This is a genomic window from Shimwellia pseudoproteus, assembly GCF_016415625.1.
Classification (GTDB): domain Bacteria; phylum Pseudomonadota; class Gammaproteobacteria; order Enterobacterales; family Enterobacteriaceae; genus Shimwellia; species Shimwellia pseudoproteus.
In genome coordinates this window covers 63,303-87,011 of the sequence record NZ_WBXP01000008.1, presented here as the reverse complement: position 1 = coordinate 87,011, position 23,709 = coordinate 63,303, and the positions used below count along the sequence as shown (strand labels likewise).

Sequence of the window (23,709 nt, the reverse complement as noted above, 5' to 3'; positions counted from 1 at the left end):
GGAATTTATGAACAAGCACACGCTTGCGTTATCGCTGCTGGCCAGTATGTTCTGTACCAGCGCACTGGCCGCATTACCGCAGACGGTGAGGATTGGCACTGATGCCACCTATGCCCCGTTCTCGTCAAAAGACGCAAAAGGTGACTTTGTTGGTTTTGATATCGACCTCGGGAACGAAATGTGCAAGCGCATCCAGGTGAAATGCACCTGGGCAGGCACCGATTTTGACTCCCTGATCCCGTCCCTGAAAGCGAAGAAGATAGACGCGATCATCTCTTCGCTGTCGATAACCGAAAAACGCCAGCAGGAGATAGCGTTCTCCTCAAAACTTTACGCGGCGGACTCCCGGCTGATTGCCGCCAAAGGCTCCCCGATCCAGCCAACCCTGGAATCCCTGAAAGGCAAACACGTAGGGGTGTTACAGGGGTCCACCCAGGAAGCCTACGCCAATGAAAAATGGCGCCCGGCCGGGGTCGATGTGGTGGCCTATCAAAACCAGGATCTGATCTATTCTGATCTGGCCGCAGGCCGGCTGGATGCTGCCTTCCAGGACGAAGTGGCCGCCAGCGAAGGTTTCCTGAAACAACCGGCCGGTAAAGATTATGCGTTTGCCGGCCCGGCGGTGAAAGATAAAAAATACTTCGGCGACGGCACCGGTGTCGGGCTGCGCAAAGAAGATACCGCCCTGGCGGCGGCCTTCAGCAAAGCCCTCGACGATCTGCGTAAAGACGGCACATACGCCCGACTGGCGCAGAAGTACTTTAATTTTAATGTTTACGGTGATTGATAGTTTCCCGTAGTCTGTACCCGGCCTGTGATGGGCCGGGTACACCATCGGGCTAACCCAGATGTTGCCCAAAGAGGGTGCATTCGTTACGTATATTTAAACTTTATGGTGCATTAGTTGCGCTATTATAGTGCCCTTGGCTGCGTAACGTTCACTTTACGGTTACTGTATGACCTGGCATGAAACCTGCAGTTTTTCCCTCGTTCAGGAAGAATTTATAAGCGGTAATGCCTTTGGGTGGGTGCTTCGCATCAGGCTATGGCCCGGTGGCCACGGTGCGGTAACCAGGACAGATAGGGTTTTTGAGGAAGAGTAATGAAAAAGCAAATAATCGCCGTTTCTTTAGTGCTGGCATTTTCCAGTGTTTCTACCGCCTTTGCTGCAATCCCGCAGACACTGCGCATCGGTACCGATCCAACGTACGCCCCTTTTGAATCGAAAAACGCCCAGGGTGAGCTGGTCGGTTTTGATATCGATCTGGCCAAAGAACTGTGCCAGCGTATCGATACCAAATGCACCTTTGTGGAAAATCCCCTTGATGCGCTGATTCCTTCCCTGAAGGCGAAAAAAATTGACGCAATCATGTCTTCCCTGTCAATTACCGAAAAACGCCAGCAGGAAATCGCCTTTACGGACAAGCTGTACGCGGCTGACTCCCGGCTGGTGGTGAAAAAGGGGTCCCCCATCCAGCCCACCATTGCGGCGCTGAAAGGCAAGCGCGTGGGGGTGTTACAGGGGACGACCCAGGAAACCTACGGTAATGAGCACTGGGCCCCGCAGGGGATTGAGATTGTCTCTTACCAGGGGCAGGAAAATATCTATTCCGACCTGGTGGCCGGGCGTATTGATGCCGCCTTCCAGGATGAGGTTGCCGCCAGCGAAGGCTTCCTGAAACAGCCGGTGGGCAAAGATTACCAGTTCGGCGGCCCCTCGATTAAAGATGAAAAACTGTTTGGTGTGGGGACCGGTATGGGGCTGCGTAAAGACGACACTGAACTGCGCGCTGCGCTGAATAAAGCCTTTGCCGAGATGCGTAAAGACGGCACCTACGACAAGCTGGCGAAAAAATATTTCGACTTTAATGTCTACGGTGAGTAGGTAGCCGTATTCCGGGGCCTGTCCGTCGGGCAGGCCTTACGTGGTAGCAACTGATAGCGGATATCTACTCATGCTGTATGGTTTTTCCCAGGTGATTTTTCAAGGGGCGCTGGTGACGCTGGAGCTGGCAATCAGCGCTGTTGTACTGGCGGTGATTATTGGGTTGATCGGCGCCGGGGCAAAACTTTCCCGCAATCGCCCGCTGGCATTGATTTTTGAAGCCTATACCACCTTGATTCGCGGCGTACCGGATCTGGTATTAATGCTGCTGATTTTCTACGGTCTGCAAATTGCGCTCAATAGCCTGACCGATGCGCTGGGCGCCGGGCAGATCGATATTGATCCGATGGTGGCCGGTATTATTACCCTTGGTTTTATTTACGGGGCTTATTTTACCGAAACGTTCCGCGGGGCTTATATGGCAGTGCCAAAAGGCCATATTGAGGCGGCGACAGCATTCGGATTTACTGCCGCCAAAACCTTTCGCCGTATTTTATTCCCGGCGATGATGCGCTTTGCTTTGCCCGGCATTGGCAATAACTGGCAGGTGATCCTGAAATCCACCGCCCTGGTATCGCTGCTGGGCCTGGAAGATGTGGTTAAGGCGACCCAACTGGCCGGTAAAAGCACCTGGGAGCCGTTTTATTTTGCCATTGTCTGCGGGGTGATTTATCTGGTGTTCACCACGGTGTCAAATGGGGTTCTGCTGCTGCTTGAACGGCGTTATTCAGTGGGCGTGAAGAGGGCAGAGCTGTGATTGAGATTATTCAGGAATACTGGAAAGCGCTGTTGTGGACTGACGGCTACCGCTTTACCGGGGTCGCCATCACCCTGTGGCTGCTGATTTCCTCTGTGGTGATGGGGGGTATTCTGGCGTTATTTCTGGCCATTGGCCGGGTGTCACGCAATAAATTTATCCAGTTTCCCATCTGGCTGTTTACCTATATTTTCCGCGGTACGCCGCTGTATGTGCAGCTGCTGGTGTTTTACTCCGGCATGTATACCCTGGAAATTGTCAAAGGCACCGAATTGCTGAACGCGTTCTTCCGCAGTGGCCTGAACTGTACTGTGCTGGCGTTAACCCTGAATACCTGTGCCTATACCACGGAAATATTTGCCGGGGCGATCCGCGCGGTGCCCCACGGTGAAATTGAAGCAGGCCGGGCGTATGGTTTCTCTGCGGTGAAGATGTACCGCTGTATTATTTTGCCGTCGGCGTTGCGTACTGCGCTACCGGCCTACAGCAATGAAGTGATCCTGATGCTGCACTCCACGGCGCTGGCGTTTACGGCAACGGTGCCGGATCTGCTGAAGATAGCCCGGGATATTAACTCCGCAACCTATCAGCCCTTTACCGCATTTGGTATTGCCGCCGTGCTGTATTTAATTATCTCTTACGTGCTGATAAGCCTGTTCCGCAAGGCGGAAAAACGCTGGCTACAGCACGTGAAGCCGTCTTCATCGCATTGAGTGATTTACGATGTCAGAAAATAAATTAAACGTTACCGATTTGCATAAGCGTTATGGTGAATTTGAAGTGCTCAAAGGGGTGTCGCTGAAGGCCAATGCCGGGGACGTTATCAGTATTATTGGTTCATCCGGCTCGGGGAAAAGTACCTTTCTGCGCTGCATTAACTTTCTTGAGAAACCCAGCGAAGGCTCAATCAGCGTCAGCAACCAAAATATCAATCTGGTACGCGACACGGATGGCCAGTTGAAGGTTGCCGATAAAAATCAGTTGCGCTTATTGCGTACCCGGCTGACTATGGTGTTCCAGCACTTCAATTTGTGGAGCCACATGACAGTGCTGGAAAATGTCATGGAAGCACCGGTTCAGGTGCTGGGGCTCAGTAAAGCCGAAGCCCGTGAACGGGCGATTACCTATCTGGAAAAAGTCGGCATTGATGAGCGGGCGCGGGCGAAATACCCGGTGCACCTCTCTGGCGGCCAGCAGCAGCGCGTGTCTATTGCCCGGGCACTGGCCATGGAGCCAGAAGTGTTGCTATTCGATGAGCCCACCTCGGCGCTGGATCCCGAGCTGGTCGGTGAAGTATTACGCATTATGCAGAAGCTGGCTGAAGAGGGGAAAACCATGGTGGTGGTCACCCACGAAATGGAGTTTGCCCGCCATGTTTCCAGCCACGTGATTTTCCTGCATCAGGGGAGAATTGAGGAAGAAGGCGCGCCAGAGGCGCTGTTCGGTAATCCTCAGAGCCCCAGGCTGCAACAGTTCTTAAAGGGTTCCCTAAAGTAGCAACGCATGGCAGGGATGCCGATTCCCCCGGTGGCGGATTACCCGGCCACGTCCCGCAGTGCTTCTTCAAGATCATACCAGCGGAAAGCAAACCCGGCCTGCTCAAGCCGGGCTGGCTGGCCCCGTTGCCCCCCCAGCACCAGCACGGCGGCTTCCCCCATTATCAACCGGATAACCGTGGCGGGGGTACGCAGGACCGCCGGGCGATGAACCACTCGCCCAAGGGTATTGGCAAATTGGCTGTTATGTACCGGCCAGGGGGCCACCATATTAAACGGGCCCTGGAGCGGGTTATCCAGCAGCCATATGATGCCGTTTACCATATCATCCAGATGGATCCAGGGCACATATTGGCGCCCGCTGCCCATCGGCCCTCCAAGGCCCAGCCGGAATAACGGCAGTAGCCTGGCCATCATTCCCGCCCCCGGCGCCAGAACCACACCGGTGCGCAGCAGGCATACCCGGGTGATGTCGCTCTGTGCCTGGCGGGCTATCTGCTCCCAGCGGGCGCAAAGCTGGTGGGTAAATTCGTTATGGGGAGGCTCATCTTCGTTGACCACCACCTCGCCCTGATCCCCGTAATACCCCATGGCCGAACCGGATATCAGCACCGCCGGAGGGCGCTGGCTGGCATGAATACGCTGGACCAGCTGCTCAGTGATTTGCCAGCGGCTGTCGCACAGATGCTGTTTTTGCTCGCGGGTCCAGCGTTTGTCGGCAATGGGCTCCCCGGCAAGATTGATAGCCGCGCTGAACCCGTCGAGGGAGGGATGGTCGTGCAGCCCTTCCCAGAGGGTGACCTGCGCCGGCAACAGCCGACGGGCGCGGGGGGCTGAACGGGTGACTACCGTGACCTGGTGCCCGATAATCAGTAGACGCCTGACCAGTTCACGGCCAATCAGGCCTGTACCTCCGGTGATCAGAATGTGCATCGGCTACCTCCTGGCGGGGGATTATTTTTGCCAGCGCAGGGAGATTGAGACGGAATCCGCGTAGCGCAGGGCGTGTAGCTTATCGACTTCTACTTCAGCGTAGGTGACCCAGGGATTATCACATGCGATATCGAGCACATCCTGGGTTAATTTTTCCAGCAGGGCAAAGCGGCTGTTTTCCACCCGCTGAATAATGGCCTTGGTAATGGTACGGTAATTCAGGGCGTCGGCAATATTTTCACTGTTGCGGGCTTTATCTGCCGGGTAATGGATTTGCAGGTTGATGACAATATCCTGGCGGTTGGCTATCTCTTCTTCTTTGATACCAATAAAAGTGCGCAGGCGCAGGTTTTTAACGCGGATAATGGCGTCCGGTTGCGATGACATAGCTCTTACTCCGTTATTGTTTTCTCCATCATACACAACACCGTCACCGGGCGTCCGTGCCTGGACACCCGAATCGCACGCTTTATCTCATCTTAACTGGCGGGCCAGCGGGGGTTTTCTAATTGCAGGGTGCGCTCAATAGTCATATTCAGCAGGCAGAGCTCCCCGAGGGTTTTATCCCCGGAGCCGTTACCGGCGTAATTATAGATATCGCATTGCTGGTCGCGGAATTTGATCCAGGTACGCTGCGCCTGGCGCCATGCCGGTTGATTCTGGCGCTCTTTCAGCGTTTGCTGCCAGATCTTGTTCAGCCGGGCATCCCATTTTTGGTGCTCATCGCTGATGCAGGTCAGCATGTCCAGCTCATTTGAGGAATGCGTGATGCAGGGCTGATATGCCGCAGAGTAGGGGTAGGTTTCCGGGGTGCCGGCCCGGGCGGTTGACAACATAAAGAAACTGGCGGCACTGAACAGTATGAGGGAATACGCGGGATGGTAACGCATAAAAATCCTTTTGGGGCAGGGGAAAGAGGAACCTAAATTATAAATGCCTCACACCCGGGCGCAATATGCGTTTTTATGATTAGAAATTCACGCGAATTATCGCCCCGTGCGGTCCTCAGGGCCTGGGAAATATCCTCATGTGACAGCCACTGCATTTCGTTATATGTTCAATAGTCAGTCAGACGGACAATTCGTGAGGATGCTATGAGTCAGCCTGCCATAACGCTATGGAGCGATGCGCAATTTCTGAGCCCGTGGGTGATGTCCGTGTATGTGGCCCTGAAAGAAAAGGGGCTGGCCTTTACCCTGCAGACGGTGGATCTCGCTGGCGGCCAGCAGCTGCGTCCGGGATGGCAGGGGTTTAGCACCACCCGGCGGGTGCCCACCCTGAGTATTGATGATTTCACACTCAGCGAATCCAGCGCGATTACCGAATACCTTGAGGAACGGTTTGCCCCACCCACCCGGGAGCGTATCTATCCGGCGGATATGCAGAAGCGGGCGGTGGCGCGCCAGATTCAGGCGTGGCTGCGTAGCGATCTGGGGGCGATTCGCCAGGAGCGCCCCTCGGACGTGGTGTTTACCGGTGGGCAATATCCGCCCCTTTCACCACTGGCCCAGCAGCAGGCTGAAAAATTAATTGCGGTGATAACCCCGTTGCTCTGCGGTGAGCGGCGTAACCTGTTTGGTGAGTGGTGCATTGCTGACACCGATCTCGCCATGATGATTAACCGCCTGGCGATGCACGGCGATCCGCTACCGCCGCTGCTGGCAGATTATGCCGAATTCCAGTGGCAGCGGGCGTCAGTGCAGCGTTTTGTTGCCCGGCAGTCGCGGATTATTAGCTGAAATACGGCGCTAAATTCGCTAACATCCTGCGGTAATTATCTCAGAATAAGGTGTGGTGTATGAAACTGATGTTCGCATCGGATATTCATGGTTCGTTACCGGCCACCGAACGGGTTCTGGACATTTTTGCCCATAGCCAGGCGCGCTGGTTAATCATCCTGGGGGACGTGCTTTACCACGGCCCGCGTAACGCATTACCAGAAGGGTACGCCCCGGCGCAGGTGGCGGAGCGGCTTAACGAGGTTGCCGCTCAGATTATTACCGTGCGGGGGAACTGCGACAGCGAGGTCGACCAGATGCTGCTGCATTTTCCATTGATGGCGCCCTGGCAGCAGGTGCTGTTGCCGTCCGGGCGGTTGTTTCTGACCCACGGGCATCTGTATAGCCCGGAGCAGCCGCCGGCTCTGGCGGCGGGAGATATCCTGGCCTCTGGTCATACCCATATCCCGGTGGCAGAACAGCGCGGGGAGATCGTTGTCTTCAACCCGGGCTCCGTCAGCATTCCGAAAGGGGTTTTTCCTGCCAGTTACGGAATGCTCGATGACGATGTTCTGACCATTCATGCACTGGCCGATGGCAAGGTTATTGCAGACGTTGCTATTACCCCGTAATTTATAGCGGCTAACGCGCCGTAAGAGCGCACATTAAATAAGGTTTTCCCTGATGGTGGAACAGCGTGAGTTATCTGGCACGGAATGGGTTGATATTGTCAATGAAGACAACGATGTAATTGCGCAGGCAAGCCGGGAGCAAATGCGCGCCCAGCGTCTGCGTCACCGCGCCACATACATTGTGGTGCATGATGGTATGGGCAATATCCTGGTTCAGCGTCGTACTGAAACCAAGGATTTTCTCCCCGGTATGCTGGATGCAACCGCCGGTGGGGTGGTGCAGGCCGATGAAGTGATGCTGGAGTCTGCCCGCCGCGAAGCGGAAGAAGAGCTGGGGATCGCCGGGGTACCGTTTGCGGAGCACGGTTCGTTCTATTTTGAAGATCCGCATTGCCGGGTATGGGGGGGATTATTTAGCTGTGTTTCCCACGGCCCATTTGCTCTGCAGGAAGAAGAAGTCAGCGAAGTACGCTGGATGACCCCGGAAGAAATCACCGCCCGCTGCGATGAATTCACGCCGGACTCGCTGAAGGCGCTCTCCCTGTGGATGACCCGCAACGCCGGAAACGAGTCTGCCGCCCCGGAGGCCGCCAGCAAAAGCTAGCCGCTATCCCGTAATCGGCGTGTGGGGGTGATGGCCCCCCCGCTTTTCCACAATATAGTATGCAGCCGCGCCAGCAAGGCCCGGCACCACTAATGGCTAAATTCCCGGCATAGCTGGCTGGCGTTCTCCGCGGTCAGTGGCTCCCCGGTTAGCCCGCATTGCGGCTGGCTATCCTGCTGCTGATGAAACCGGCAGTAGCGGCACTCTCCGAAAATCTGTTCCCCCTGTTGTTTTTGAATCTCACCCAGCAGCGTCTGTAGCTGGTGGGCCAATTCTGCGCCCCCGGCGGGCAGATGGGCTTCGGCCCGGGCAATCACGTCTTGATCCAGAGCACTGCGTACTGCCGTCCGGGCGGTAGGGGTCGGGTACAGGCGTACCAGCCGTTTATCCCGGGGATCGCTGTGTTTTTCCAGCCATCCGTCCCGGGCCAGGCGCCCCAGTGACTGCGACACTGTTCCTTTGGTGAGCCCGAGATATTCCGCCACCGCGCCGGGGGTGTTGGAGTAACCGTTACAGCGGGTCAGATAATAGAGTATCTGGATTTGTACCGCCGGTAAGGCTTTCAGTTGAGGGTTGCGGTAAAAGGCCATCATTTGCAGATTTGCCAGCCGCTCCAGGGTATCAAACAGGGCCATATGCCACCTCCTGAGCGAGATAGTATCGATTCGAAACAATATTGCCAAGGGGGGAAATATCGTTTAGGGTGCCTTTGGTATCGAATCGATACCTTTTTCATGGAGAAGAGAAAATGCGTAAAGTGACTTTTTATCATGCAGGGTGCCCGGTATGTGTGGGGGCGGAGCAAGCGCTACTGGGGATTATCGATCCCGGCCATCAGGTTGAGGTGGTCCACCTGGGGGAGAAAAAAGACCGGATAGCAGAGGCCGCTGCCGCCGGGGTGAAAAGCGTTCCGGCGCTGGTGGTGGAGGGCGACGTGCTGCATGTGAACTTCGGCGCCAGCCTGGCGGATCTCCAGTAAATTGGTGAGTTAGCATCAAGGCCACCGCGGGCGGTGGCCTTATTCTTTATTGAAGCCATTACCGGGACGCGCTTACAGTGTCGCGATCACCCGGCGCAGTAAGCGGATACGCGGTTCAATTGAGGCGGTTTCCAGATATTCAGCCGGGCTGTGGAAGCCCGCGCCTATCGGGCCAAAGCCGTCCAGCGTGGGAATACCCAGCGCCGCGGTGTGGTTAGCATCGCTGCCGCCTCCCACCGCCTGCCAGCTGATCGGCACCCCTTCTTGCTCACCCGCCTGTTCCACTAGCGCGATCAGTTTTTCGGTATCCTGGCTGGCCGCCATGGCGGGTTTGTGGGTGAGGGGGGTAAGGGTGGTGGTAACACCGGCCAGAAACCCCTGCTCACACAATGTGTGAAGCTGGCTATTTACCCGGTGGTATTCATCGTTATCCCAGAAGCGGATATCCAGTTCGGCGCTGGCGTGGGCCGCCACCACATTGGCAGCATCGCCGCCTTTTACCCCCCCCAGGTTCAGTGTGGTACCCAGACCGGGTTTCGCCAGGGCATTGATGGAGAGGATGGCATTCGCCAGGGCGGTAATAGCAGAGCGGCCTTTTTCCGGCTCATTGCCCGCGTGGGCCGCAACGCCGGTGAAATTGAGCCGGTAGCCCGCCATGCCCTTACGGGCTTTCACCAGGGAGCCATCAGCCCGGGCCGCTTCGCACACCAGCACCACTCTGGACTGTTTGGCCAGTTCGCCAATCCATTGATGAGAATGAACGGAGCCGGTTTCTTCATCCGGGTTCATCGCCACGGCAATCGACAAACGCTGCTGGTGCTCTGCCGCTAACCCACGGATGGCCCAGAGAATATTCAGCAAACCGCTTTTCATATCGGATACCCCGGGGCCGTAAGCGCGGGTCTCATCCTGGCTAAACGGACGCTGGGCGACGGTCCCTTCCGGGAAGACAGTATCAAGATGGCCCACCAGCAAGACATCATACTGGCTGGCGGCGGGTTTATTGGTCGCCAGTACGCCCGGGCCAACCTGCTCCCCCAGATCGACGGTAGTAACATGCCAGCCTTCCCCACGCCACAGATCGGCCATGATCCCGGCCACCTGGGCAACCCCCTGTGTAGTTTGGGTTCCGCAGTCGATATTCACTAACTGGCGCAGTTCAGCAAAATAGTTATCCAGATTCATCACGCTTTCCTTGTTGTCGGCAACATTGTGGTCAGTGTCTTTTGAGGTCAGAGAATAATGCGCATCAGCAGCATGGCGAGAAAGGCGTTAATTACCGAAATAATGATCATTATCGGTATGCGTTTAGCCGGGGTTCCTATTACCCCGAGAATACGGCCCAGATACTGCACCTGGGAGCCCATCAGGTAGATAGCCGGAGCCAGAATGGCCAGATGCTCACCGGTGAGGATGCCTTTATCGAACAGACCAATGGCGACCCCAATGGCGCCGCCCATTGACATCCATCCCCCCATCAGCACCGCTGCGGCTTCACCGGGCAGGCCAAATAGCCCCATCAACGGGGCAAAAATCATCCCCATCACTTTCAGGGTGCCGGTTATCTCCAGCGCCTTGATGATGATAAACGCCATCACGACGTTGGGCAGGGTGCTAGTGGTAGCGATATTCCATCCCTTACGGGCCCCGGCGACAAAAATATCGGTAACCACCGGATTACTGGTTGGCTGGCTCATCAGGCATCTCCTTCAACAGACTGGGACGCCGCCCCGCGACGGCGCTGGAATGCCAGCACCAGGCGTAGCATATTAGCGCCGACAATTTTCATGATAAACATCACGCAGATACAGGCACCGATTGAGGTCGGCAGTGCACTGGAACCGTCCGCCAGCATCAGGGTGAACAGCACCGCCCCGGAAGAGAAAAAATTGGTGATCATCGCACCGGCAGAAAACTGGAACATGGCAAAAACATCGCGCTCATCGCCAGTAATTTGCGCTTCATCAGCCAGATTGCGGGTCAGGGAGGCGCCGACATCGGTGCTTTGCAGGCTGCCTATCAGTGCCAGGCCCGCGGTACCCGGCACCCCCAGTAAGGGGCGAAGCAGCGGCGTGAGCAGGCGGCGCGCGGCGCGCAAGGCGCCATAATGCTCGAGAACGTTAATCGTGCCGAGGGCAAACATCACCCCGGGGATAAGCCCCAGTGCGAACAGGAAGCCATCCATGGCGCCGCTACCGCCGGCACCGCGAAAGGTGGCGGCGGTGGTGGTCAGGGCATCGCCATTGAGGGTGGCGCTGCCGGTGACCCGGCCAAAGGCGCCATTGAGGGTGGTGAAATCAAAAACGCCGTACCAGTTATTGCCGCTGAGTAAGCCGGAAAAAAATACCGCAGCGAAGATCAGTGTGAAGTAAGCGCCCGGGCCGGTGTGGGCCTCCGGGGACGCGGGGTACTGAATATCCATAACATCTCCTTGTACATTTACCTTCATCAATGAGGTAGCGCCATTGTGACCAATGGGTAAAGGAAAACGCTGATGGACGTCATTTTTTGTACAGCCAGAGAGAGTGGGATGCTAAATTTGTGACTGAATACAATGAATTGACGTTTTAGGATAATCGATGCTTTCCGGGGGCAAGGTCGCCCACCGGTGATTAACCAAAAAAAAGGGCCCCGCAGGGGCCCTGATACCAGAAAACCGGAAATTACATGGTTGCCTGGATAGCGGTCAGCGCGATGGTGTAGACGATATCGTCAACCAGTGCGCCACGGGACAGGTCGTTAACCGGCTTACGCATACCCTGCAGCATTGGCCCGATGGAGATCAGGTCAGCAGAACGCTGTACGGCTTTGTAAGTGGTGTTACCGGTGTTCAGATCCGGGAAGATGAACACGGTAGCGCGGCCGGCAACTTTGGAGTTCGGCGCTTTAGATTTAGCCACGTCAGCCATTACCGCAGCATCATACTGCAGTGGGCCGTCGATCATCAGGTCAGGGCGTTTTTCCTGAGCCAGACGGGTTGCTTCACGCACTTTTTCTACATCGCTACCGGCACCGGAGTTACCGGTAGAGTAGGAGAGCATGGCAACACGCGGGTCGATACCAAAGGCTTTCGCAGAGTCAGCAGACTGGATAGCAATCTCTGCCAGCTGTTCAGCGGTCGGATCCGGGTTGATGGCGCAGTCACCGTAAACGTAAACCTGTTCCGGCAGCAGCATAAAGAACACGGAAGAGACCAGAGAGCTGCCCGGGGCAGTTTTGATCAGCTGCAGCGGCGGACGAATGGTGTTCGCGGTGGTGTGAACCGCCCCGGATACCAGGCCGTCAACTTCGTCCTGTTCCAGCATCAGGGTACCCAGAACCACGTTGTCTTCCAGCTGTTCGCGGGCAACGGCTTCGGTCATCCCTTTGTTTTTACGCAGCTCTACCAGGCGCGGGACATAGCTTTCGCGTACCACGTCCGGATCGATGATTTCAATACCGGCACCTAGTTCAACGCCCTGGGAAGCCGCTACGCGGTTAACTTCTTCCGGGTTACCCAGCAGTACGCAGGTTGCGATACCGCGTTCAGCACAGATAGCCGCGGCTTTAATGGTACGCGGTTCGTCGCCTTCCGGCAGCACAACGCGTTTACCGGCTTTACGGGCCAGTTCAGTCAGCTGATAACGGAATGCCGGCGGAGACAGACGACGGCTGCCTTCAGAGGCGGCGGTCAGGGTGTTGATCCACTCGCTGTTGACGAAGCCGGCAACGTATTCCTGTACTTTTTCGATACGTGCATGATCATCAACCGGCACTTCCAGGTTGAAGCTCTGCAGGCTCAGTGAGGTCTGCCAGGTGTTGGTGTTCACCATAAATACCGGCAGGCCAGTGGCAAAGGCGCGTTCACACAGTTTGGAGATACGCTCGTCCATTTCATAGCCGCCAGTCAGCAGCAGAGCACCGATTTCCACGCCATTCATGGCGGCCAGGCAGGCGGCAACCAGCACGTCAGGACGGTCTGCGGAAGTCACCAGCAGGGAGCCAGGACGGAAGTGCTCCAGCATATGCGGAATGCTGCGCGCGCAGAATGTCACAGACTTCACGCGGCGGGTAGCGATGTCGCCTTCGTTAACGATGGTGGCATTCAGATGACGAGCCATATCGATAGCGCGGGTGGCTATCAGATCGAAGCTCCACGGAATGCAGCCGAGGATCGGCAGCGGGCTAGCGTCTTTCAACTGCTGAGCGTCAACGTGGATAACTTTCGCTTTGGTGGAGTCATCAAAAATTTCTGACAGGTCAGGACGAGTACGGCCCTGATCATCAACTGGCGCATTCAGCTTGTTGACGATAACACCGGTAATATTGGTGTTTTTGCTGCCGCCAAAGCTGTTGCGGGTCAGTTCAATACGCTCTTTCAGCTGTTCCTGAGTATCGGTACCCTGGGACATCACGAAGACTATCTCGGCATTCAGGGTTTTGGCGATCTCATAGTTCAGCGCCTGCGCGAACTGATGCTTACGGGTCGGGACCAGACCTTCAACCAGCACAACTTCTGCATCTTTGGTGTTGGCATGATAGTTGGCGATTATCTCTTCCATCAGCACATCTTTCTGATTGCTGGACAGCAGAGATTCAACATGTGCCATCTGCAGCGGTTCAGCAGTTGGCAGCTTGGAGGTCGCACGGATAATTGCCGTGGTCTGATCCAGGCCTTCACCACCGTTGCGCGGCTGGGAAATAGGTTTAAAAACGCTCAGACGAACGCCTTTGTGTTCCATCGCGCGGATCACACCGAGGCTGACGCTGGTCAGGCCTACGCTGGTTCCGGTAGGGATAAGCATGATAGTACGGGACACGATAAATCCTCTTGAAAACGTCAGACTGATTCTGGCGTGAAAAACAACACCGCCAGCTGAGCTGGCGGTGGGGAATCAGGCAGTCAGGCGGGAAGCATCCTGAGCGATAACCAGTTCTTCGTTGGTTGGGATAACCATCGCAACGGTGGTGCCTTCTTTGTTGATGAAACCAGACTTGCCGAAACGGGCAGCCAGGTTACGTTCGTGATCAACGTCGAAGCCCAGAACACCCAGGCGACCCAGAGACAGTTCACGAACCATCGCGGCGTTTTCACCGATACCGCCGGTGAAGACCACGCCATCCAGGCGGCCATCCATCAGTGCAGTGTAAGCACCGATGTATTTTGCCAGGCGGTGGCAGTAAACGTCCATTGCACGTTTAGCGTCTTCTTTATCGCGGTAGTTGTCTTCAACATAGCGGCAGTCGCTGGTGACTTCAGTCAGACCCAGCAGACCGGATTCTTTGGTCAGCATTTTGTTGATCTGCTCAACGCTCATGCCCAGAGTATCGTGCAGGTGGAAAACGATAGCCGGATCGATATCACCAGAACGGGTACCCATAACCAGACCTTCCAGCGGGGTCAGGCCCATGGAGGTATCAACGCATTTGCCGTTACGGATAGCAGAAACAGAACCACCGTTGCCCAGATGGCAAGTGATGATGTTCAGTTCTTCAACCGGTTTGTTCAGCATTTTGGCCGCTTCCTGAGTAACGAAGAAGTGGCTGGTGCCGTGGGCGCCATAACGACGGATGCCGTGTTCTTTGTACAGGTTGTACGGCAGGGCATACAGGTAGGATTCTACCGGCATGGTCTGGTGGAAAGCGGTGTCGAACACAGCCACGTTTTTGTCTCTCAGGTTCGGGAAAGACTTCATGGCTTCAGCAATACCGATCAGGTGAGCCGGGTTGTGCAGCGGTGCGAAGGAAGCTGCATCTTTGATACCCTGGATAACAGATTCATCGATAACCACAGAGCTGGTGTATTTCTCGCCGCCGTGAACAATACGGTGGCCGATAGCCGTCAGCTGTGCAGACAGTTCCGGTTTCTGTGCCAGAATGGTATTAACGATAAAGCTCAGCGCTTCACTATGAGCGGCACCGCCACCCAGTGCGGCTTCGTGTTTGTTGCCTTCTAATTTCCATTTGATACGGGCTTCAGGCAGATGGAAACATTCAGCTAAACCGGACAGGTACTCGTCACCGTTTACAGCATCGATAATTGCGAATTTCAGTGAGGAGCTACCGCAGTTGAGAACCAGTACTAACTTACTCGACATGGAAGTACCTATTTTTGATACGTGGCTAAAAAAACATTAGACAGGCTTACAGCGTAGCGTAAGTTAAGGCCGACATTTATGATTAACGTCATGTCCGAAGGGTATTCTGACAGGACGAAAGAAACTATCTTGAGTTTATGCCATTTTGCGTGAATTTCAGGCGGTGGCATAATGTGCGATAATTGATCGGCACCAGAACGTAATCAGGGGGCCATTCAGAATGAGCACAGGATACCTGATTGCACAAGCTCATGACAAAATATTTTGAACGTTGTAATCACGAGTTGTTATTTTGCATAAAAATTTTATTTTTTATCTGTGAAGTTGAGGAAACGCCATGTCGACACCCGAAAATGGCTCTGTGAGCTGGTTCAGCCTGTTTCGTCGGGGACAGCATTACGCCACGACGTGGCCGCTGGAAAAGCAATTAGCCCCGGTTTTTGTTGAAAACAGGCTGATCCGCGCCACCCGCTACGCGATTCGTTTTATGCCGCCTGTGGCGGTATTTACCCTATGCTGGCAAATTGCCCTTGGCGGGCAACTGGGCCCCGCGGTGGCCACCGCGCTTTTTGCGCTGAGCCTGCCGATGCAGGGCCTGTGGTGGCTGGGAAAACGCTCTGTGACGCCGCTGCCACCCACCATTCTTAGCTGGTTCTATGAGGTTCGCAGTAAACTGGAAGCCGCCGGCCAGGCGCTGGCCCCCCTGGACCGCAAACCTGACTACCAGGCCCTGGCCGATACCCTGAAACGGGCATTTCGCCAGCTGGATAAAACATTTCTGGACGATTTGTAATTCATCTTTTATTGCGCCGGTATAAAGACGCACCGGGTCATGCTGTTGCATGATCTACCGGCGAAGGCCCCCGGGGCCGGAACGATTCAGTAACTGAACGATAGTGGTTATCTTTTTCAGCAGGCACTGCCTGCCTACAGGAGTTAGAAATGGAAATGACCAATGCCCAGCGTCTGATTTTATCTAATCAGTATAAAATGATGACCATGCTTGATCCCGATAACGCGGAGCGTTACCGCCGGCTGCAAACCATTATTGAGCGTGGTTTTGGGCTACAAATGTGCGAACTGGATCGTGAATTTGGCGAGCTGAAGGAAGGGGTTTGCCGCCAGATCATTGATATTATGGAGATGTACCACGCGCTGCATGTCTCCTGGACTAACCTGAACTGCCAGACGATTGATCAACGCCGGGTCACCTTTATGGGGTTTGACGCCGCCACGGAGGCGCGTTACCTGAGCTATGTGCGCTTTATGGTCAATACCGAAGGGCGCTATACCCATTTTGATGCCGGTACTCACGGCTTTAATGCCCAGACCCCGATGTGGGATAAATATCTGCGGATGCTGAGTGTCTGGCACGCCTGCCCGCGCCAATATCACCTGAGTGAAAACGAAATAACCCAGATCCTGAATGCCTGAGGAGGAACGCGTGGTGAAGTGTAACGGTTTTTTGTTCGATCTGGACGGTACGCTGGTGGACTCGCTGGCGGTGGTTGAACGCGCCTGGTGCCAGTGGGGCGACCGTTTTGGTATTGCGCATCAGGATATCCTCAGCTATATCCACGGTAAGCAGGCGATCACCTCGCTGCGCCATTTTATGGTGGGCCAGCCGGAATCCGCGATTCAGGCGGAGTTCCTCGCGCTTGAGAAGCTGGAAGCCAGCGACACCGATGGGATCGTGGCGCTGCCCGGTGCCCGCGCGCTGCTGGACCAGCTTAATGCGGCCCAGATCCCCTGGGCTATAGTGACCTCGGGGTCTGTTCCGGTGGCCGCTGCCCGGCGTGAAGCGGCGCAGTTGCCCAGGCCAAAAGTGATGGTGACCGCGGAGCAAGTGGCGCGCGGTAAGCCGCAGCCGGATGCCTATTTACTGGGGGCGGAGCGCCTGGGGCTGGAGCCCGCGGATTGCGTAGTGGTCGAGGATGCGCCAGCGGGTATCGCGTCCGGCCTGGCGGCGGGGTGCAAAGTGATTGCGGTCAACGCCCCGGCCAGTACACCGGATCTGGATAAAGTCGATATGGTGCTGGATAGCCTGGCTCAGCTGGTGGTGGAAGTGCTGCCCGGCGGTGAGATTGCGTTGAAGAAGCGCACCTGACAGCCGCGGGTGCGCGAACGGCAGGGGAGGGAGAGCCTCCCCGCCGAAAAATAAGCCCACCGATCGGCGCTGAACAATACCCCTTTGATGTACGCCAATATTCGTTATGCCGTTTTTATGGCATGCTGCTACGACCTTTAGTTCGGACAAGGATTCGTCGTGACAAGTGAACTGCTGTGGGTCATCGCGTTACTGGGCATTGCGGTTATCTTTTTTGCCACCGGCAAGCTGCGCATGGATGTTGTGGCGCTGCTGGTGATCGTGGCTTTTGTGCTGAGCGGCACACTCTCCCTGAGCGAGGCATTCGCCGGATTTAGCGATCCCAATGTGATTCTGATTGCCGCGCTGTTTATCATCGGTGATGGCCTGGTACGCACCGGTGTTGCCACCAATATGGGGGCCTGGCTTATCCAGGTCGCCGGCAGCAGTGAAACCAAAATGCTGGTGCTGCTAATGCTGACCGTGGCCGGGCTGGGGGCGTTTATGAGCTCCACCGGTGTGGTGGCGATATTTATCCCCGTGGTGCTCAGTGTCTGCGCCCGCATGAAAACCTCCCCCTCGCGCCTGATGATGCCCCTGAGTTTTGCCGGGCTGATCAGCGGTATGATGACCCTGGTGGCCACCCCGCCAAACCTGGTGGTCAACAGTGAGCTGCTGCGCGAAGGGCTTCACGGCTTCTCCTTCTTTAGTGTTACCCCCATTGGCCTGGTGGTGCTGGTACTCGGCATTATCTACATGCTGGTGGTGCGGTTCGCCCTGAACGGCAAAAAGAACGATGACAATAAAGATGGCTGGAAACGCAGTACCTTCCGGGACCTGATTAAAACCTACCGTTTAAGCGGCCGGGCGCGGCGGTTATCCATCCGCGTGGGCTCGCCGATGGTGGGGCACACCCTTGACGAATTAAAACTGCGTGAGCGTTACGGCGCTTATGTGATTGGTCTGGAACGCTGGCGGCGCTTTCGGCGGGTGATGGTTAATGTCAATGGCCAGACCGAGTTCCACGCCCGGGATGTCCTGCTGGTGGATATGTCGGCCTCAGACGTCGATTTACGTGAGTTTTGCAGTGAAAACCTGCTGGAGCCGATGGTGCTGCGCGGGGAGTATTTTTCCGATCAGGCCATGGATGTCGGGATGGCGGAAATCTCCCTGATCCCGGACTCAGAAATGATCGGTAAAACCCTGCGCCAGATTGGCTTTCGCAGCCGCTATGGCCTGAATGTTGTCGGCCTGAAACGCCACGGCGAAGCCCTCGACGGGGTACTGGTCGATGAGCCGCTAATGCTGGGGGATATTTTGCTGGTGGTGGGGGGCTGGAAACTGATCAGCCTGATGGGGTCAAAAAACCGTGATTTTCTGGTGCTCAACCTGCCGGTTGAAGAGCTGGATGCCTCCCCGGCGCACAGCCAGGCCCCTCACGCGATTTTTTGCCTCGCCCTGATGGTGGCACTGATGCTTACCGATGAGATCCCCAACCCGATTGCCGCGATTATTGCCTGCCTGCTAATGGGGAAATTTCGCTGTATCAGTGTTGAGAGCGCCTACAAATCGGTGCACTGGCCGAGCATTATTCTGATTGTCGGCATGATGCCCTTTGCCCTGGCGCTGCAAAAGACCGGTGGGGTGGATCTGATAGTCCAGGGGCTGATGAGCGTCGGTGGCGGCTATGGCCCTTACGTGATGCTGATCTGCCTGTTTGTGCTGACTGCCGGTATCGGATTGTTTATTTCCAATACCGCCACCGCCGTGCTGATGGCGCCGATTGCGCTGGCCACGGCAAAATCCATGGGCCTGTCGCCGTACCCGTTTGCCATGATTGTCGCCATGGCCGCGTCTGCGGCATTTATGACCCCGGTCTCTTCGCCGGTGAACACCCTGGTGCTCGGCCCGGGTAACTACCGGTTCGGGGATTTCGTTAAACTGGGGGTGCCGTTTACGCTGATGGTGATGGTGGTGTGTGTACTGCTGGTGCCGGTGTTGTTCCCGTTCTGATAACCACCAGGGCGCAGCGGGTCTGCGCCCTGGTAGGGGATTACAGCGGTGAGTTATCGTTCATTTCGTCGAGGGACAGCTCAAAGCTGGGCACAAAAACCTGCATAAAATAGTCCATTTCATCGCTGCGCCGGGCGGCGAGGGTCTTTTCCAGCCGGGTCTTCGCCAGCCGGAATTCATTATTACCGGCGGCCAGTTCCTCCAGGCATTTCAGATAGGCGCACAGGGCATCTGCCTGCTTAACCAGCGCTTTTTCTTCTTCGCTAAATTGCTGCTCGTCGATCAGCGGGGCGAAGGCATCACGCAGTGCTTCCGGCACCATGGTTATCAGTTTTTGCCGGGCAATCTCTTCAATGGCTTTGTATTCGTGGGCAATCTGGCTATTGAAGTATTTTACCGGGGTGGGCAGGTCGCCGGTCAGCACTTCACTGGCGTCGTGGTACATGGCCAGCAGCGCAATGCGCTCGGCGTTCACGTTACCCTGATAAATTCGGTTTTTGATAATCGCCAGGGCGTGGGCCACCATGGCCACCTGCAGGCTGTGTTCCTGGACATTTTCAATACGCACGTTGCGCATCAGCGGCCAGCGGCTAATCAGCTTTAACCGGGATAAATAGGCGAAGAAGTGGCTCTCACTCATGATGTCTCTCTCATACCGTAAAGGATAGTACCGCGAGGGTTATCACGAAAGCAGGTGCTCTCAGGGGCAATAGTGTGCGGGAAGTGGGGGGAAGAGGCAACGCTTCCCCCGCAGTGGTTGAGTGACTATTGGTGGTAGCCCGACAGGAAACGGCCAAATTTGTGGATTGCCATATCCAAATCGTCTATCCGCGGCAGGGTGACAATCCGCACGTGATCCGGCCACGGCCAGTTAAATGCCGTGCCCTGAACCAGCAGCACTTTCTCCTGGAGCAGGAAATCCAGCACCAGCTTCTGGTCATCATGAATATTGAATTTTTTGGCATCAATGCGCGGGAACATATACAACGCCCCCTGGGGTTTAACACAGCTCACCCCGGGAATATCGTTGATCAGTTCCCAGGCCCGGTTGCGCTGTTCGTATAAACGGCCGCCGGGGGCGATAAATTCACTGATGCTCTGGTAACCGCCGAGGGCGGTCTGGATAGCGTGCTGGGTCGGCACGTTGGCGCACAGACGCATTGACGAGAGCATATCCAGCCCTTCAATGTAGCCTTTGGCGTGTTTCTTCGGCCCGCTAAGCACCATCCAGCCCTGGCGGAAGCCCGCCACGCGATAGGTTTTTGACAGACCATTAAAGGTGATGGTCAGTAAGTCCGGGGCGAGGGCAGCGATCGAGTGGTGCTGGGCCGCGTCATAGAGAATTTTGTCGTAGATTTCGTCGGCAAAAATAATCAGGTTGTGCTGGCGGGCTATCTCAACTATCTCCATCAGCAGTTCTTTAGAGTAAACGGCCCCGGTGGGGTTATTCGGGTTAATAATCACGATACCCCGGGTACGGGGGGTGATTTTGGCGCGAATATCCTCCAGATCCGGGAACCATCCGGCGGATTCGTCGCACATATAATGTACCGCTTTACCGCCCGACAGCGACACGGCCGCCGTCCATAACGGATAGTCCGGCGCCGGCACCAGCATTTCATCGCCGCTATTGAGCAAGGCCTGCATGGCCTGCACGATAAGCTCGGAAACACCATTACCTATATAGATGTCTTCAACGGTAACGTCGCGCATTCCCCGGGCCTGGTAGTGCTGCATAATGGCTTTGCGGGCCGAATAAAGGCCTTTGGAGTCACAGTAGCCCTGGGCCGTGGGCAGATTACGCAATACATCGACCACGATTTCGTCCGGGGCTTCAAAACCAAACGGGGCGGGGTTGCCGATATTCAGTTTCAGAACCTTATTGCCTTCTTCTTCGAGGCGTTTTGCTTCTTTCAGCACCGGTCCACGGATGTCATAACAGACGTTATCTAATTTGCTGGATTTTTCGATAGGGGACATCACTCTCAACCTTTATTGTTCTCGCCCGCTTCCTGCCGTGGAAGGGCGCCACTGACAATGTACTACTGTGTTTGGCGCTTTGAAAGACCAAAAACGGGGGGTGTTTTAATAAACCTTGATATCCTTTATCACTAACGCACCATAAGCATTACTTTTGGTCCGATGAGTATCTGCCGGTGATAATATTTTAAAATAAACAATAATTTATCGGAATAGTGTTTTAATACTGCATTTTTTACTGGTCTGAGAGATTTTAACAGATTAATAGTTTTCCTTCGTTAATATATTGTGGATGAAAACTCTTTAATTTAATTTATTAAATATAAATATTTTATTGTTGCCATGCGGGTATTTTTGATGGCGTTGTTAACAAGTATGGTGAGTCATTAATAAGTATTTTGATTTGTGGTTATAAATGTATGTATAACGTTTTTAAATGATATGTTAAATGGGCTAAATGGTTATATTAACCATCAATTCCACAACTGGCACTGCTTTAAAAGGAGAAAGAGATCAGATTATTCGCAATAAAACTTAAACGAATAGTAAATTTGAGATAAGATGTTGTCATTATCCTGACGATTTTGTCTCAGCGTCGATCAGGACGCAGCGTTCTCCATCGCTTGCTGGGTATTTTTTTACAAATATATGTTATTACTCCTGGGCTACGGTTTATCTTCCGTGGGATTAGGCACAACCCTGCTTAACTAATTAATACTATCGTATTACCTGATTTTATTTACAAGGTGAAAATAGCCTGATGATTAATTACGCTATTGATTATCCTGTTTAGGATTAATTACGTACTGGTGACAGTCGATATTATTCTGAATAAACCATAGCGCCATAATACCTCTGTGTAACCGCAGGGACTCTGGCTGATTATAATCTGCTTATCCGCAGATCAAACCAGGATGGAAGCTTGCTTCAAATGGAATTGCTTAATTTTTTTATGCAATAGAACCGGAGGCAGCTCCGTAGAGCAACCTACGAGAATATAAAACTATGATTAACACTAATCGTCCGATTCTGAACCTTGATCTCGACCTTCTCAGGACCTTTGTTGCTGTTGCCGATCTCAATACCTTCGCCGCCGCTGCCGCCGCGGTGTGCCGCACCCAGTCGGCCGTTAGTCAGCAGATGCAGCGTCTGGAGCAGCTAGTGGGCAAAGAGCTGTTTGCCCGCCACGGCCGCAATAAACTGTTAACCGAACACGGTATTCAGTTACTGGGCTATGCCCGTAAAATTCTGCGCTTTAACGATGAAGCCTGCGCATCGTTAATGTTTAACAACCTCCAGGGTGTCCTGAATATCGGCGCGTCCGATGAGTCTGCGGATACTATCCTACCCTTTGTCCTCAGCCGGGTGAGCTCGGTATATCCCAAGCTGGCGCTGGATGTACGGGTGAAACGTAACCCGTATTTAAGCGAAATGCTCAATGACAAAGAAGTCAATCTGGTGGTGACAACGACCAAGCCCGAAGGCGCTGAATCCATGGTGCTGCGCACCTCACCAACCCTGTGGTATTGCTCTGCGGATTTCAGCTACCAGAAGGGGGAGACCGTGCCGCTGGTACTGATGGATGAACCCAGCGCATACCGGGGGATGATTATCGACCACCTGAATGCCAATAATATTCCCTGGCGAATTGCGTATGTTGCCTCGACACTCGCCGCCGTACGCGCCGCCGTGAAAGCGGGCCTGGGGATCACCGCCCGCCCGGTAGAGATGATGAGCCCGGATTTACGGGTGCTGAGTAGCAGTGACGGTTTACCCACCTTACCGGACACCCGTTATCTGTTGTGCCGCTTACCCGGGGCAGAAAACGAACTGGCGGAAGCGATTTTCTACGCTATGCAAAATGCCGATGCGCCATACCCGGAGATGGATATCGTCTCCGGCGATGCGGCTGTGGCCTGCACTGCCGATGATAAATAGGCGTTTGGTGCCGCCCCGTCAGTAACACTTCATAAACAAAAATGGGCGTCTGATGAAAAAAACATCATCTGATGCCCATTTTTACACCCTGAGTCACATTTATGGCCAGGGCATACACACTGTAGGGTTAATAGTGAGTATGCTAATGGTGCGAATTTTGTATGGTTATCACATTCCGGCGTGAGAACCGCTCTCCGTGTTAAGATGTGATGTTTTTTGTTGATTATTTTTTATGTTAATTAACAAAAGCGTGTCACAGATCATGAAAATACCCCTTCATGGGGGGATACTCAGGATGATTTTCCTGCCAAAATAAGCAGGCGATTAACATTTGTCCGATTACGGACTCGATTCATCTCTGCGCCGTCGGTGATGCGGCTCGCGATAATCTGCCGTGATTGACATTAAATGTTAATAAAGAATTGGTCGTTGTAAACTAATGTTAAGATACTTTTGTTTAAGTTGACAAAAGGTTATAGAAAGGAGTAAAAACGCCAGCACTTTGCCATCCTGGCCGGACTTTGGATGACGCTTCAGGTGTGTTATTCCTCCCCTTGAATCGATGTGGTGTGTATCTGCCGTGTAAGAGCAGTGTTGTCGGACCACTTTTG

Annotated in this window: 25 protein-coding genes; 14 read left to right on the top strand and 11 right to left on the bottom strand. The window is 54.5% G+C overall.

Annotated elements, in window-relative coordinates:
- The first annotated feature begins 7 nt into the window (after positions 1–7).
- From argT to hisP, 5 genes are all read left to right on the top strand, one after another.
- Entirely contained in the window at positions 8–787 is a 780-nt protein-coding gene (gene argT, locus F9C28_RS05620) for a lysine/arginine/ornithine ABC transporter substrate-binding protein ArgT (protein WP_199014255.1), read from the top strand.
- Positions 788–1,102: 315 nt separating this feature from the next.
- The gene (gene hisJ / locus F9C28_RS05615) at positions 1,103–1,885 is read left to right on the top strand and encodes a histidine ABC transporter substrate-binding protein HisJ (RefSeq protein WP_199014254.1); all 783 of its coding nucleotides are present in this window, start codon (positions 1,103–1,105) and stop codon (positions 1,883–1,885) included.
- 70 nt (positions 1,886–1,955) lie between these two features.
- The gene (locus tag F9C28_RS05610; protein ID WP_199014253.1) at positions 1,956–2,642 is read left to right on the top strand and encodes a histidine ABC transporter permease HisQ; all 687 of its coding nucleotides are present in this window, start codon (positions 1,956–1,958) and stop codon (positions 2,640–2,642) included.
- Positions 2,639–3,355 (top strand): ABC transporter permease, encoded by a 717-nt coding sequence (locus tag F9C28_RS05605; protein WP_199014252.1) that lies wholly within the window; start codon positions 2,639–2,641, stop codon positions 3,353–3,355. The genes F9C28_RS05610 and F9C28_RS05605 overlap by 4 nt, the downstream gene beginning before the upstream one ends.
- Positions 3,356–3,365: 10 nt before the next feature.
- Positions 3,366–4,139: a histidine ABC transporter ATP-binding protein HisP gene (gene hisP, locus F9C28_RS05600; RefSeq protein WP_199014251.1), complete on the top strand. Its 774-nt coding sequence runs from the start codon at positions 3,366–3,368 to the stop codon at positions 4,137–4,139.
- Positions 4,140–4,177: 38 nt separating this feature from the next.
- Here hisP and F9C28_RS05595 read toward each other — a convergent pair whose 3' ends face one another.
- The 3 genes from F9C28_RS05595 to F9C28_RS05585 all read right to left on the bottom strand — a co-directional run bounded on the left by F9C28_RS05595 (position 4,178) and on the right by F9C28_RS05585 (position 5,961).
- On the bottom strand, positions 4,178–5,071 hold the full coding sequence (locus F9C28_RS05595; protein WP_199014250.1) for a TIGR01777 family oxidoreductase: 894 nt from the start codon (positions 5,069–5,071) through the stop codon (positions 4,178–4,180).
- A gap of 21 nt (positions 5,072–5,092) precedes the next feature.
- A complete protein-coding gene (gene folX, locus F9C28_RS05590; protein WP_199014249.1) occupies positions 5,093–5,458 on the bottom strand; it encodes a dihydroneopterin triphosphate 2'-epimerase in 366 nt (121 codons plus the stop codon).
- Between the two features lie 92 nt (positions 5,459–5,550).
- The gene (locus F9C28_RS05585) at positions 5,551–5,961 is read right to left on the bottom strand and encodes a lysozyme inhibitor LprI family protein (protein WP_199014248.1); all 411 of its coding nucleotides are present in this window, start codon (positions 5,959–5,961) and stop codon (positions 5,551–5,553) included.
- Between the two features lie 204 nt (positions 5,962–6,165).
- Here F9C28_RS05585 and yfcF point away from each other — a divergent pair, with 204 nt between their 5' ends.
- From yfcF to yfcD, 3 genes are read left to right on the top strand one after another with little or no spacing between them, the layout of a single operon-like run.
- Positions 6,166–6,810, top strand: a complete 645-nt coding sequence (yfcF, locus tag F9C28_RS05580; protein WP_199014247.1) for a glutathione transferase — start codon at positions 6,166–6,168, stop codon at positions 6,808–6,810.
- Positions 6,811–6,869: 59 nt separating this feature from the next.
- Positions 6,870–7,421 (top strand): phosphodiesterase, encoded by a 552-nt coding sequence (gene yfcE / locus F9C28_RS05575; protein WP_199014246.1) that lies wholly within the window; start codon positions 6,870–6,872, stop codon positions 7,419–7,421.
- A 52-nt stretch (positions 7,422–7,473) separates the two neighbouring features.
- A complete protein-coding gene (gene yfcD / locus F9C28_RS05570) occupies positions 7,474–8,025 on the top strand; it encodes an NUDIX hydrolase YfcD (RefSeq protein WP_199014245.1) in 552 nt (183 codons plus the stop codon).
- 89 nt (positions 8,026–8,114) lie between these two features.
- On the opposite strand, the gene F9C28_RS05565 is transcribed toward yfcD, so the two are convergent.
- On the bottom strand, positions 8,115–8,660 hold the full coding sequence (locus F9C28_RS05565) for a MarR family winged helix-turn-helix transcriptional regulator (RefSeq protein ID WP_199014244.1): 546 nt from the start codon (positions 8,658–8,660) through the stop codon (positions 8,115–8,117).
- Between the two features lie 113 nt (positions 8,661–8,773).
- On the opposite strand from F9C28_RS05565, the gene F9C28_RS05560 reads away from it, so the two are divergent.
- Positions 8,774–9,004, top strand: a complete 231-nt coding sequence (locus tag F9C28_RS05560) for a thioredoxin family protein (protein WP_199014243.1) — start codon at positions 8,774–8,776, stop codon at positions 9,002–9,004.
- Between the two features lie 72 nt (positions 9,005–9,076).
- Here the strand turns inward: F9C28_RS05560 and F9C28_RS05555 are convergent, their stop codons facing one another.
- The 5 genes from F9C28_RS05555 to ackA all read right to left on the bottom strand — a co-directional run bounded on the left by F9C28_RS05555 (position 9,077) and on the right by ackA (position 15,081).
- Entirely contained in the window at positions 9,077–10,189 is a 1,113-nt protein-coding gene (locus F9C28_RS05555; protein ID WP_199014242.1) for a M20 family metallopeptidase, read from the bottom strand.
- A gap of 47 nt (positions 10,190–10,236) precedes the next feature.
- Positions 10,237–10,701: a YjiG family protein gene (locus F9C28_RS05550; RefSeq protein WP_199014241.1), complete on the bottom strand. Its 465-nt coding sequence runs from the start codon at positions 10,699–10,701 to the stop codon at positions 10,237–10,239.
- Positions 10,701–11,426, bottom strand: coding sequence for a nucleoside recognition domain-containing protein (locus tag F9C28_RS05545; RefSeq protein WP_199014240.1), 726 nt, complete (start codon positions 11,424–11,426; stop codon positions 10,701–10,703). Before F9C28_RS05545 ends, F9C28_RS05550 begins: the two co-directional genes overlap by 1 nt.
- A 241-nt stretch (positions 11,427–11,667) precedes the next feature.
- On the bottom strand, positions 11,668–13,803 hold the full coding sequence (gene pta / locus F9C28_RS05540) for a phosphate acetyltransferase (RefSeq protein WP_199014239.1): 2,136 nt from the start codon (positions 13,801–13,803) through the stop codon (positions 11,668–11,670).
- 75 nt (positions 13,804–13,878) lie between these two features.
- Positions 13,879–15,081: an acetate kinase gene (gene ackA / locus F9C28_RS05535; RefSeq protein WP_199014238.1), complete on the bottom strand. Its 1,203-nt coding sequence runs from the start codon at positions 15,079–15,081 to the stop codon at positions 13,879–13,881.
- Between the two features lie 337 nt (positions 15,082–15,418).
- Here ackA and yfbV point away from each other — a divergent pair, with 337 nt between their 5' ends.
- The 4 genes from yfbV (at position 15,419) to F9C28_RS05515 (ending at position 19,180) form a co-directional block, all read left to right on the top strand.
- Entirely contained in the window at positions 15,419–15,874 is a 456-nt protein-coding gene (gene yfbV / locus F9C28_RS05530) for a terminus macrodomain insulation protein YfbV (protein WP_199014237.1), read from the top strand.
- Positions 15,875–16,023: 149 nt separating this feature from the next.
- Positions 16,024–16,515, top strand: a complete 492-nt coding sequence (locus F9C28_RS05525; protein ID WP_199014236.1) for a YfbU family protein — start codon at positions 16,024–16,026, stop codon at positions 16,513–16,515.
- Positions 16,508–17,188, top strand: a complete 681-nt coding sequence (locus F9C28_RS05520; protein WP_233148928.1) for a sugar phosphatase — start codon at positions 16,508–16,510, stop codon at positions 17,186–17,188. The genes F9C28_RS05525 and F9C28_RS05520 overlap by 8 nt, the downstream gene beginning before the upstream one ends.
- A gap of 159 nt (positions 17,189–17,347) precedes the next feature.
- Complete coding sequence (locus F9C28_RS05515) at positions 17,348–19,180, top strand: SLC13 family permease (RefSeq protein ID WP_199014234.1); 1,833 nt, start codon at positions 17,348–17,350, stop codon at positions 19,178–19,180.
- A 40-nt stretch (positions 19,181–19,220) separates the two neighbouring features.
- Here F9C28_RS05515 and yfbR read toward each other — a convergent pair whose 3' ends face one another.
- The gene (yfbR, locus tag F9C28_RS05510; protein ID WP_199014233.1) at positions 19,221–19,820 is read right to left on the bottom strand and encodes a 5'-deoxynucleotidase; all 600 of its coding nucleotides are present in this window, start codon (positions 19,818–19,820) and stop codon (positions 19,221–19,223) included.
- A 125-nt stretch (positions 19,821–19,945) separates the two neighbouring features.
- Complete coding sequence (locus F9C28_RS05505; protein WP_199014232.1) at positions 19,946–21,160, bottom strand: pyridoxal phosphate-dependent aminotransferase; 1,215 nt, start codon at positions 21,158–21,160, stop codon at positions 19,946–19,948.
- 1,005 nt (positions 21,161–22,165) lie between these two features.
- On the opposite strand from F9C28_RS05505, the gene lrhA reads away from it, so the two are divergent.
- Positions 22,166–23,098 (top strand): transcriptional regulator LrhA, encoded by a 933-nt coding sequence (gene lrhA, locus F9C28_RS05500; protein ID WP_199014231.1) that lies wholly within the window; start codon positions 22,166–22,168, stop codon positions 23,096–23,098.
- Positions 23,099–23,709: the final 611 nt, after the last annotated feature.

What these genes read in the sequence shown, in the direction of transcription:
- F9C28_RS05560 (WP_199014243.1), top strand. Translation starts at nt 8,774, where the DNA reads ATGCGTAAAGTGACTTTTTATCATGCAGGGTGCCCGGTATGTGTGGGG.
- F9C28_RS05555 (WP_199014242.1), bottom strand. Translation starts at nt 10,189, where the DNA reads ATGAATCTGGATAACTATTTTGCTGAACTGCGCCAGTTAGTGAATATC.
- F9C28_RS05595 (WP_199014250.1), bottom strand. Translation starts at nt 5,071, where the DNA reads ATGCACATTCTGATCACCGGAGGTACAGGCCTGATTGGCCGTGAACTG.
- yfbR (WP_199014233.1), bottom strand. Translation starts at nt 19,820, where the DNA reads ATGAGTGAGAGCCACTTCTTCGCCTATTTATCCCGGTTAAAGCTGATT.
- yfcD (WP_199014245.1), top strand. Translation starts at nt 7,474, where the DNA reads ATGGTGGAACAGCGTGAGTTATCTGGCACGGAATGGGTTGATATTGTC.
- hisP (WP_199014251.1), top strand. Translation starts at nt 3,366, where the DNA reads ATGTCAGAAAATAAATTAAACGTTACCGATTTGCATAAGCGTTATGGT.
- yfcE (WP_199014246.1), top strand. Translation starts at nt 6,870, where the DNA reads ATGAAACTGATGTTCGCATCGGATATTCATGGTTCGTTACCGGCCACC.
- F9C28_RS05520 (WP_233148928.1), top strand. Translation starts at nt 16,508, where the DNA reads ATGCCTGAGGAGGAACGCGTGGTGAAGTGTAACGGTTTTTTGTTCGAT.
- F9C28_RS05525 (WP_199014236.1), top strand. Translation starts at nt 16,024, where the DNA reads ATGGAAATGACCAATGCCCAGCGTCTGATTTTATCTAATCAGTATAAA.
- F9C28_RS05565 (WP_199014244.1), bottom strand. Translation starts at nt 8,660, where the DNA reads ATGGCCCTGTTTGATACCCTGGAGCGGCTGGCAAATCTGCAAATGATG.
- F9C28_RS05505 (WP_199014232.1), bottom strand. Translation starts at nt 21,160, where the DNA reads ATGTCCCCTATCGAAAAATCCAGCAAATTAGATAACGTCTGTTATGAC.
- F9C28_RS05610 (WP_199014253.1), top strand. Translation starts at nt 1,956, where the DNA reads ATGCTGTATGGTTTTTCCCAGGTGATTTTTCAAGGGGCGCTGGTGACG.
- folX (WP_199014249.1), bottom strand. Translation starts at nt 5,458, where the DNA reads ATGTCATCGCAACCGGACGCCATTATCCGCGTTAAAAACCTGCGCCTG.
- lrhA (WP_199014231.1), top strand. Translation starts at nt 22,166, where the DNA reads ATGATTAACACTAATCGTCCGATTCTGAACCTTGATCTCGACCTTCTC.
- argT (WP_199014255.1), top strand. Translation starts at nt 8, where the DNA reads ATGAACAAGCACACGCTTGCGTTATCGCTGCTGGCCAGTATGTTCTGT.
- F9C28_RS05550 (WP_199014241.1), bottom strand. Translation starts at nt 10,701, where the DNA reads ATGAGCCAGCCAACCAGTAATCCGGTGGTTACCGATATTTTTGTCGCC.
- yfbV (WP_199014237.1), top strand. Translation starts at nt 15,419, where the DNA reads ATGTCGACACCCGAAAATGGCTCTGTGAGCTGGTTCAGCCTGTTTCGT.
- ackA (WP_199014238.1), bottom strand. Translation starts at nt 15,081, where the DNA reads ATGTCGAGTAAGTTAGTACTGGTTCTCAACTGCGGTAGCTCCTCACTG.
- hisJ (WP_199014254.1), top strand. Translation starts at nt 1,103, where the DNA reads ATGAAAAAGCAAATAATCGCCGTTTCTTTAGTGCTGGCATTTTCCAGT.
- F9C28_RS05545 (WP_199014240.1), bottom strand. Translation starts at nt 11,426, where the DNA reads ATGGATATTCAGTACCCCGCGTCCCCGGAGGCCCACACCGGCCCGGGC.
- F9C28_RS05585 (WP_199014248.1), bottom strand. Translation starts at nt 5,961, where the DNA reads ATGCGTTACCATCCCGCGTATTCCCTCATACTGTTCAGTGCCGCCAGT.
- yfcF (WP_199014247.1), top strand. Translation starts at nt 6,166, where the DNA reads ATGAGTCAGCCTGCCATAACGCTATGGAGCGATGCGCAATTTCTGAGC.